The organism is Candidatus Methylomirabilota bacterium, assembly GCA_036005065.1.
Taxonomy (GTDB): domain Bacteria; phylum Methylomirabilota; class Methylomirabilia; order Rokubacteriales; family DASRDR01; genus DASYQW01.
The window spans coordinates 1-9,522 of sequence record DASYQW010000264.1 but is presented as its reverse complement, the minus strand read 5'-3'; the positions used below and the strand labels follow the sequence as shown (position 1 = coordinate 9,522).

Annotated in this window: 9 protein-coding genes; 4 read left to right on the top strand and 5 right to left on the bottom strand. The window is 72.4% G+C overall.

Annotated features, from left to right (window positions below; genetic code table 11):
- Nucleotides 1-13: 13 nt before the first annotated feature.
- From VGW35_18495 to VGW35_18480, 4 genes are all read right to left on the bottom strand, one after another.
- Nucleotides 14-673, bottom strand: a complete 660-nt coding sequence (locus VGW35_18495) for a redoxin domain-containing protein (GenBank protein ID HEV8309657.1) — start codon at nt 671-673, stop codon at nt 14-16.
- Nucleotides 674-711: 38 nt separating this feature from the next.
- Nucleotides 712-3,951, bottom strand: a complete 3,240-nt coding sequence (locus VGW35_18490; GenBank protein ID HEV8309656.1) for an adenylate/guanylate cyclase domain-containing protein — start codon at nt 3,949-3,951, stop codon at nt 712-714.
- Nucleotides 3,952-4,146: 195 nt separating this feature from the next.
- Complete coding sequence (locus VGW35_18485) at nt 4,147-4,443, bottom strand: hypothetical protein (protein HEV8309655.1); 297 nt, start codon at nt 4,441-4,443, stop codon at nt 4,147-4,149.
- Between the two features lie 181 nt (nt 4,444-4,624).
- Nucleotides 4,625-5,155: a hypothetical protein gene (locus VGW35_18480; protein ID HEV8309654.1), complete on the bottom strand. Its 531-nt coding sequence runs from the start codon at nt 5,153-5,155 to the stop codon at nt 4,625-4,627.
- 185 nt (nt 5,156-5,340) lie between these two features.
- Here VGW35_18480 and VGW35_18475 point away from each other — a divergent pair, with 185 nt between their 5' ends.
- Together VGW35_18475 and VGW35_18470 are read left to right on the top strand one after the other, a co-directional pair.
- On the top strand, nt 5,341-6,198 hold the full coding sequence (locus VGW35_18475; protein ID HEV8309653.1) for a dienelactone hydrolase family protein: 858 nt from the start codon (nt 5,341-5,343) through the stop codon (nt 6,196-6,198).
- Nucleotides 6,195-6,851: a peroxiredoxin-like family protein gene (locus VGW35_18470; protein ID HEV8309652.1), complete on the top strand. Its 657-nt coding sequence runs from the start codon at nt 6,195-6,197 to the stop codon at nt 6,849-6,851. Before VGW35_18475 ends, VGW35_18470 begins: the two co-directional genes overlap by 4 nt.
- A 465-nt stretch (nt 6,852-7,316) precedes the next feature.
- On the opposite strand, the gene VGW35_18465 is transcribed toward VGW35_18470, so the two are convergent.
- Nucleotides 7,317-7,601, bottom strand: a complete 285-nt coding sequence (locus VGW35_18465; protein HEV8309651.1) for a transcriptional regulator — start codon at nt 7,599-7,601, stop codon at nt 7,317-7,319.
- 233 nt (nt 7,602-7,834) lie between these two features.
- Between VGW35_18465 and VGW35_18460 the strand changes: the two genes are divergently transcribed.
- Together VGW35_18460 and VGW35_18455 are read left to right on the top strand one after the other, a co-directional pair.
- A complete protein-coding gene (locus tag VGW35_18460) occupies nt 7,835-8,833 on the top strand; it encodes an LLM class flavin-dependent oxidoreductase (protein HEV8309650.1) in 999 nt (332 codons plus the stop codon).
- 15 nt (nt 8,834-8,848) lie between these two features.
- Nucleotides 8,849-9,522, top strand: a 674-nt coding sequence (locus tag VGW35_18455; protein HEV8309649.1) for an ABC transporter ATP-binding protein, incomplete at its 3' end; no start/stop codon positions are given.

Sequence of the window (9,522 nt, the reverse complement as noted above, 5' to 3'; positions counted from 1 at the left end):
GGGGTCGGGCGTGTCAGGCGCGGAGCGCGGCGGCCGCCGCCAGGAACTCGTCGTCCGAGGGGAACTTTCCGAGCCCGGCCAGCCCTTCGCGGGCCTCGATGTTGACCCAGCGGATGATCCCGTCACGGTCCAGCAGGAACTGGCCCACGAGCTGGCCGAATTGCTTCTCCATCTCCTCGTTGTCCGCCGGCGTGTGCTCGAACCGGTCCTTCTCGTCGAGCGCGTTCAACGCGTCCATGATCGGCATCGGCTCGGACAGCTCGCCCCCGACGTCCGTCCGCACCCCCTTGATCTGTTCCACGAGCTGGGGCGTCGCCTCGGGCTTCGGCACCCGGAAGGCCCGAAGGGTCGCCAGGTCCGGGTCGGCGGCGAGCGGCAGCCGGGTCGGGTGATACCGGAAGTAGAGGCGCGCCCGGTCAGCCTGGGTGGCCACGACGCCGAGCGTCTCGACGCCCGCCGCCTTGAGCTTGTCGGCGGTCCGGCCGAGCTGCGCGATCGCGCGGCGGCAGAACGGGCAGTAGACCCCGCGGAAGAGCGCCAGCAGGAGCGGAGTCCGCCCCTTGTAGTCCGCGAGCGAGATCTTGCCCTCTCGGTGGATCGCCGGCAGGCTGAAGTCCGGCGCCGGCTGGCCGGGTTGGAGAGAAGACGGAACCTGGATTCCGGTCGGTGGCATGGATCGACTCCTTCGCTAGCGCATCCGATGCGCCGTCTCTAGCACAAGAATGGTAGCACCATCAGCGCGTCGGGCTCGACGCCGGCCCGCTCGCACACTTCCTGGGCCCGACGCATGTACTCCTCGGCCCGAGCCTCGTCCCCCAGGTCCAGATGAAGCGTCGCCAGCCCGTCGTAGCACGGGAAGAGAAGCTGCGGCTCGCCGGCTTGCTCGGCGAGGCTCAGCGCCTCCAGGTAGTGCCGCCGGGCCTGCTCGGGCTCCCCGTGGCACTGATAGATCTGCCCGAGGACGATCAGGGGCACGGCCAGGTGGTCGAGCTGGCCGAGCTGGCGGTCCAGCTCGATGGCGGCCTGGGCGGCGGCGACTCCGTCGTCGTCGCAGCGGTTGGTCAGGGCGCAGTAGGCCACCGCCAGGTTCGCGTAGAGCCGCGACTGAAACCCGAGGTCGCCGATCCGCTTCGCGATGTCCAGCCCGCTGCGACACGTCTCGATCGCCCGGCCCGGGTCGAGCGTGCTGTAGAGGACGCCCAGGTTCGCGTAGCCTCGACAGGCGACCTGGAGCAGGTCGTGGGTCCGGGCGATCTCGACGCTGCGCTCGATCTCCGCCACGGCCTCCTCGAGCCGCCCGAGCCGAGCCAGCGCGACGCCGCGCGTGTTGTAGGCGTGCGAGAGCGCCGACGTCCGCTCCCAGCTGTCGTCCGACGTCGGCTCGGCCGGACCGGCCCCGGCGGCGACGGGGAGCCGCTCGGCCTGCGCGAGCGCCCGATCGGTCCACTCGATCGCGCGCTGATTGTCGCCGCTCCGGAAGGCGAGCCGGCCCATCTCCTGATAGAGGTGGGCGGCCTCGATGTGGTCGACGTCCCCGAGCACGGCCAATCCTGACCGGAGCCATTCCAGCGCCTGGTCGCGTTCCCCGGCGTCCCAGTAGAGCGCGGCCAGCTTCCGGCACACCCGGGCCTGGGCCGGCGGGTTGCCGGCCGCCTCGCCGGCCCGGCGCACGGCGTCGTAGCGCTGGCGGGCGGCCTCGCGCCGGCCCGTGAGGGCGAGCACGTCCGCCAGCCGCTCCTCGATCGCGGGCCGCTCGCGCACGGACGGATCGCATTCCTCGAGGATCCGCAGGGCGCGCTCGTAGTGCCGGATCGCGTCGGCATTCGCGTACATGCCCCGCGCCCAGTCCCCGGCCCGCGTGAGGTAGCGGGCGCCCTTGAGCTTCTCCGCGCTGAGGCTCCAGTGTCGGCCCAGCGTCTCCAGGTCCTCCAGCCGTGCGGACCCCTCGTCGCACCCGCCGAGGCTCTCCAGCAGGGCGGCCACCCGACCGTGGAGCTCGGTGCGACGCCGGATCAGGAGGTTCTGGTAGATCGTCTCCTGGACGAGCGCGTGGCTGAACGCGTACCGGCGGGCCTCGCCGGGCACGCCACTCCCGTCGGCAGCCGGCGCGGAGAGGGCCCGCATGAGCCCGGCGTCCTCGAGCAGCGCCAGCGCACCCTCGCAGGCGGCATCGACGGCGACGAGCCGCAGTATCCGGCTCTCGAACTCCGGACCCAGGATCGAGGCCTCCTGGGCGACACGGCGCGCCTCGGGCGGCAGCCGGTCGAGGCGAGACAGGATGAGCCCCTGCACGGTGAGCGGCACGTCCGCCGGTCCGACGTCCGCGCGACAGGCCCACCGGCCGTCCTTTCGGACCAGCACCCCCTCGGAGATCAGCCCGCGCACGATCTCTTCGAGGTAGAAGGGGTTGCCGCCCGCCCGCCGAACGACGAGCTCGCCCAGGGCGGCAGGCAGCGCGTCGGCCGACGCGCCGAACAGCGCGCCGAGCAGGGCCTGAGCGTCGCCCACCGGCAGCGTGCCGAGCCGGAGGGCCGTGTGCTTCGCCCGGCCGGTGGGGAGGGCGCCGAGCTCCGGAGCGGGCCGGTGAGTGAAGACGAGGAGCAGCGGCCGGTCGGCCAGCCGGTCGGCCAGGAAGCACAGGAGCTCGACGGACGCCGCGTCCGCCCAGTGCAGGTCCTCGACCAGGAGGATCAGCGGACCCCGCGCCAGCCGCCGCTCGAAGAGGACGCGCATCCCGAGGAAGATCTGCCGCCGGAGCTGCTCGGGGTCGAGATGAGCGGCGAGCGGGTCACCCTCCAGGCCGAGCAGGTATCCGGCGAGACGCACGATACGCGCCCGCTCGTCCTCGCCGGCGCCCAGAGGCTCGAGGCCGGCGGCGACCTTCTGTCGCACCGACTCGGGCGGATCCGACGGCGCGATGCCGTAGCCTTCGCGGAAGAACGCCGCCAGCACCCCGTAGGTGCGCTCGCCGGTGGACGCGCAGCCGGCGCGGCGCACGGTGGCGTGCCGGAGCCGGCCGGCCGAGACCAGGCGAGCCATGAACTCGTCCAGCAGCCGCGACTTCCCGATCCCGGCCTCGCCGACGAGGCTGACGACTTCCGCCTGGCCGCCCGCGGCCCGCTCGAAGGCCGCGAGCATGGCGCTGAGCTCCTCGTCCCGCCCCACGAGGGGAGCCGCGAGGCCGTGGGCTTCGAGACCGCGCCGCGAGCCCGGCGACGCGAGCGCACCGAGCAAGCCGAACACCACGACCGGCTCGGCCCTCCCCTTGAGCTGGAGCTCGCCGACGGACTCGAAGTCGAAGGCGTGCTGGGTCAGGAGGTAGGTCGCGCGGGCCACGAGCGTCTGCCCCGGAGCGGCGGCGCCTTGCAGCCGGGCGGCGGTGTTCACGGTGTCCCCGGTGACCGCGTAGGCGCCGTCGGCGGCCGCCCCGAGGGTCCCGGCCACGACCGGGCCGGTGTTGATGCCGACGTGGAGGGCCAGCGGGCGACCGAGCCGCTCCTGCCAGGCCCGGTTGACCTCGGTCATCCCCTGGTGCAGCGCCAGCGCCGCGTGGAGCGCGCGCTCCGGGTCGTCTTCGTGCGCGACCGGCGCGCCGAAGGTGGCCATGACGGCGTCCCCGACGAACTTCTCGACGAAACCGCCGTACCGCTCGATCGCGCTCCTCAGCTCGCGGAAGAGATCATCCTGAAAGCCCCGGACGTCCTCGGGGTCCAGGCGCTCGCTGAGGGTCGTGAAGCCGGCCACATCGGCGAAGAGGACGCTGACCGTTCGCCGGTCGGCCTCGGTCGCGACGGACGCCGGGCGGACCGGCTCGGGGCGCGTCGCCGTCGCCGGGGAGGACGCGGCTGGCGCCGGCGTCGGGCCGAGCCGCGTGCCGCACCTGGGGCAGAACGCGAAGTCGGGGGCGGCCGCGAAGGCACAGCTCGGGCAGATGGTGACGCTTTCGGCCATCTCGCGTTACTGTACGCCCCGGGAAGGGCGCGGTCAAAGTGCGGGTGGCGCGCGGGATGGGCCCACCGCGGCGGGCGGGCCCCCGGCAGCTCGCCCCGCGCGCGCGCCGCGTCGAGGAGTGACTCCGAGCGGCGGCTGTGCCGCCGCAACCGAGGGGGGGAATCCGGGGGGGTCTTCCGAGACCCCCCCGAAGAGCTAGTATAGCTCGACGGTCCGTTCGCCCGCCCGCGCCAGCGAGCGCGGGACATCGGCCGAGTCGAGGGCGTCCTTGAGCCCGGCGCCGTCGCTGAAGCGATCGAAGAACTGGCGGGTGACCAGGAGGTAGTGGCGCTCCTGTTTCCTGCGGTCGATTCCGGTCGCCGTCACCACGAACAGGTGCGCGATCGCCAGGCCGCGCGGATAGTCGTCCAGCCGGGCGGCGGGAAAGACCCTGGCGAGGTACTGTCGCACCTCATCGATCTTCCACGCATCGACCTGTCCCCCGACGCGCATGGCATCACCTCCCCAACCGTGTCGCGCGGGGCATGAGCAACCGGCGTGCCACGCGCTCGAGGCCCGTAACCGCGCGTCGCCGCGTACCGGAGGGCTGCGACCGGGAGGGCAACGTTTCCGCTTTCCGGCCGGGGCGAGGCGAAAAACGTCACCTCGCTCCCAGATGGAACCGGCCGGCGGGTCAGTTGCGGACGGCCTCGTAGAGTCGGAAGCTCTCGGTTCGGCCGACGATCCGGAAGCCGGCCAGCCGCCACCACGCCCGCTCTTCGGCGGACAGCGGTCGCCGGCGGGGCGCCTTGCGCCGCTCCCCGGGGGTGGCAGCCGGCTCCATCCGGCGCCGCTCACCGCGGCGCCGGTCGAGGATCACCTCGACGCTGCCCATCCCGTGGAATCGATGGCGCAGGAAGTGGAAGAGCTTCTGCTCCCCGGCCCGGACGACGATCAGCCAGCGGGTCGGGATGCGAGCGGCCGGCTTGCCGTCGCGCGGCGGCCTGGCGAGCGGCGCGGGGGCATGGCGGGCCAGCCACCGGGCCGCCGCGCCCGACTCGACGCGCACGCCACCGGCCCACGGACGGGTCTGGGAGGCCTGGAGCGGGATCAGCCAGACGGCCAGCGGGAACGTCTGCCGCCGGCCGCAGGCCGGACACGCCTCGCGGTCCCCCACCACATCACAATCGAGGCAGAGCCGCGCGTCTTCGAGAGAGATGACCATGCCTGACATCTGGATTCTGCGTGGGGCTCAGGATACCCGACGCCGGCTCGTCCCGCAAGGAATGTCGGCTCTCATCTGGGACTCATCGTTGCCGTGGGCGCAGGGGTCATGTATCTTCGGTGAATTCCGAGAGATGCCGCGCGCGAGCTTCGGGCGCCAACCCCGACACGAAAGTGAGGCCGGGCATGGATCAGCGAGTCATTCGGCTCTACGACGAGTTCACCCACGACCACCTCGACCGGCGGCTGTTCCTGGACCGGCTCTCGAAGCTGGTCGGCTCGACGGCGGCGGCGCTCGCGCTCCTGCCTCGGCTCGAGTCCGACTACGCGATCGCCCAGACTGTGCCCGAGACGGACGCGCGCCTCCGGACCGAAGAGGCCGCCTACCCCGGATCGCGGGGGCCGGTGAAAGGCTACCTCGCGCGGCCGGCCGGCGACGTGAAGGCGCCCGGGGTCGTCGTCCTCCACGAGAACCGCGGCCTTCAGCCGCACATCCGGGACGTGGCCCGGCGGGCCGCCCTCGCCGGTTACGTGGCGCTGGCCCCCGACCTGATGTCGGCGATCGGCGGCACGCCGGCGAGCGAGGACGAGGCGCGGACGAAGTTCGCCCAGGTCGAGCGGCCCGTCGCACTCGCCGACGCGCTCGCGTCCATCGACTACCTCCGGAAGCGACCCGATGCGACCGGGAAGGTCGGGGTCGTCGGCTTCTGCTGGGGCGGCGGCATGGTCGGAGAGATCGTCGCCGCGGGCGCCGACGTGCAGGCCGGCGTGGTTTTCTACGGCGTGGCGCCGCCGATCGAGAAGGTGCCGGCGATCAAGGCGCCGCTCCTGCTCCACTACGCCGGCGTCGACGAGCGGGTGAACGCCACCGTGCCGGGCTTCGAGGCGGCCTTGAAGAGCGCCGGCAAGAGCTACACCCTGCACATGTACGAGGGCGCGCAGCACGCTTTCCACAACGACACCGGCGGCGCCCGCTACGACGCGGCCGCCGCCCGCCTCGCCTGGTCGCGGACGATCGAGTTCTTCGACCGGACCCTCCGATGACTGAGGCCGAGCGGCGACCCCCACTCGGACCCGGTGAGCCAGCGCCGGACTTCACGCTGCCCCTCGTGAACCGCGAGGGGACCGTGTCGCTCCGCGACTACCGTGGGCGGAACCCGGTGCTGCTGGCGATCTTTCGCGGACTCCACTGCGCGTTCTGTCGCCGGCATCTCGCTCAGCTGGGCTCGACGCGGGACAAGCTCCGCGAAGCGGGCATCGAGGTCCTGGCCATCACGGCGAGCCCGCTCGAGCGCGCCCGGCTGTACACGCGCTTCCGCCCCCTCAGGGTCCCGCTGGCAGCCGACCCCGAGCTGGTCACGCATCGGCTCTACGGGCTGCCCCGACACGCCCCGACGCCGGAATTTCACCTGTGGATCCAGTCGAAGTACCACGAGCTCGCCCGCGAACTCGGGAGGCCGTTGCCGGACAACGCGCCCTACACCGACCTCGTCGAGACGGTCGGCCGGCTGGAGGACTTCGAGATGACCGAGGCGGACTGGAAGGACCGGCGCCGCGGGGAGGGGCTGATCGGTCAGTTCCTCGTCGACCCCGATGGAATCGTGCGCTGGGCCAACATCGAGGGCGCCACCGAGGCGACCGGGCTGGCCGGCTTTCCGAGCGCCGACCAGCTCCTCGCCGCGGCGCGCCGGATCTGACGGGAGACGAGAGCCACCCCCGATAGCCGGGGAGCAGGCGCAGGCTCACCAGGAGCCCGTTCAGGGCGCCGACCTTGGCGTCGTAGATCCACTGCCACATGAGGCCGTTGACGACCGGCGGGATGGCCCACGGAACGAGGACGAGCGTCCGGACCAGCCCGCGGCCCGGGAACGGCTCGCTGAGGAGCAGGGCGATCAGGATGGCGAGGACGACCACCAGGGTCACCGCGAGGGCGGTGAACACGAGCGTCACCTGGAGCGCCGCCCAGAACTCCTCGGCGCGGAGGAGCGTCAGGTAGTTCTCGACGCCGACGAAGCGGAAGAGCCGGGGACGCTTGAGGTTGTACCGGTGCAGGCTGAGCCAGGCCGAGTAGACGATCGGGTAGCCGACCAGCAGGACGATCGCCACGAGCGCCGGCGCGTTGAGGAGGAAGGCGAAGGAGGGCTGGGACAGCCGCCGTCCCGTCATGGGGGGACGATCGCGAACCGCGGCCCATCCAGATGCTCGCTGCGGCACACCGGGCACCGGGAGGGCCGGCTGAGCCGGTCGCGCTTGCGGAAGACGAACCCGCAGTCCAGGCAGCAGGCCGGCTCGACGTGGAGCCGCTCCCCGGCCGCCCGGAGGGAGCGATCGAGGTGCTCGAGGTGCCCGGCGACCTGCTTCTCCGGAATGCCGACGCGGGCCGACAGCTCGCGCGCGGTCAAGGACCCGGTCCGGAGGGCGTCCCGGAGCGCGCTCCGCACGGTCACCTGAGACTCACGCGGTCGCGGCCCGGGCTGGCGCGGCTTCATGCGGGCGGAGTATAGCGAAGACCCGCGCCCCGCTCAATCGCGGCGCCTCGGGGACACGCGGCGCGGGCTCGAGACCCTCACCCCTGCCCTCTCCCCCGGTGGGGGAGAGGGTAAGAAGGGCTCATGGCCCACCCATTGATACCTGACCTTGTCAACCGCTGGCGGAGCCGCTATTCTGCCCCGAGGCGCCGATGCGCTTCAGCCTGCGCGTCAACAACGACCTGACCCTGCCGCAGTACGTCTCCCTCGCCAAGGCGGCCGAGCGCTGGGGCTTCGACCAGCTCTGGGTGAGCGACGACCTCTTCTTCCGGAGCGCCCCGGTCATCGTGTCGGCCATGGCCCACGCGACCGAGCGGATCGAGATCGGAACCGGCATCCTCAATCCATACACGATCCACCCGAGCGAGCTCGCCATGCTCGCCGCGACCCTGGACGAGCTGAGCGGCTGCCGCTTCAACCTGGGACTGGCCGCCGGGGCCGCGCGCTTCCTCGCCTGGGTCGGCATCCCGCAGGCGCGGCCGCTGGTGGCGATGCGCGAGACCCTCCGCGCGGTCCGCGCGCTTCTGGCCGGCGAACGAGTGGCCCTGGAGGGCGCCTTCCTCCACTGGACGGGCGAGGCCTACCTGCGCTTCCGGCCGCCTCGCGTCACGCCCATCTACCTCGGCGCGATGAGCGCGGGCATGCTGGGCCTCGCCGGTGAGCTGGCCGACGGCGTGCTGCCGCTCTTGATGCCCCCGGAGCATTACTTTCGCGTGCGCCCGCACCTCGAGGAGGGGGCACGGCGCCGGGGTGCGGACCTCGGGCCGCTGGACTTCGCCGCCTGCGTCTGGGTCTCGGTGGCCGAGGACCGCCAGGCCGCGCGGCGGGCGCTGGCCGAGAAGGTCGCCTACTACGGCGCCGCGCTGAGCCCCCTGATCCTCGAAGGGCTCGGGCTGGTTCCCGCCGACTTCGTCCCGATCGAGCGCGCGATGATCGCCGACCGGGACCTCGCCCGGGCGGTGGCTCTCGTCGATGGACGCATGCTCCGGATCGGCGTCGTCGGCGAGCCGGATGACGTGATCGCGCGCTTGGAGCCGCTGGTCGAGGCGGGGGCGCGACACCTGAGCTTCGGCCCCCCCCTGGGCCCGGACATCCTCGCGGCGGTGGAGCTGCTCGGACGCGCGGTGCTGCCCCACTTCCGCTCCCCCTGACCCGCCGCGCTCCCGATGCTGGAGGTCGAGGACCTGGTGAAGAGCTTCGGCAGCCTGGTGGCCATCGACCACGTGACCCTGGCCGTCGCTGCCCACACGATCACCGGGCTCATCGGCCCGAACGGAGCCGGCAAGACCACGCTCTTCAACACGATCGCCGGGACCTCTCGGGCGGACACGGGCCAGATCCGGCTGCACGGGGAACGGATCGACGGCGACCCGCCCGATGCGATCTTCCGGCGGGGGCTGGCCCGCACCTTTCAGATCCCCCGCCCGTTTCGCGAGATGACGGTCCTCGAGAACATGATGATGGTCCCGGGCCACCAGGCGGGCGAGCGCTTCTGGGCGAGCTGGGTGCGCTACGGCGCGGTGCGCCGCGAGGAGCGCGCGATCCGCGAGCAGGCCCTGGAGGTCCTCGGCTTCTGCGGCCTCCAGTCGCTGGCCGGCGACCTGGCCAAGACGCTGTCGGGTGGCCAGCAGAAGCTGCTCGAGCTGGCCCGGGTGCTCATGGGACGTCCGAGCCTGATCCTGCTGGACGAGCCCTCCGCCGGCGTCAATCCCGCGCTCATGGACAGCCTGCTCGACCGGATCCTCGACCTGCAGCGCCGGGGCGTCACCTTCCTGATCATCGAGCACAACATGGATCTCGTCATGTCGGTCTGCCATCCGATCCTGGTGATGGCCCAGGG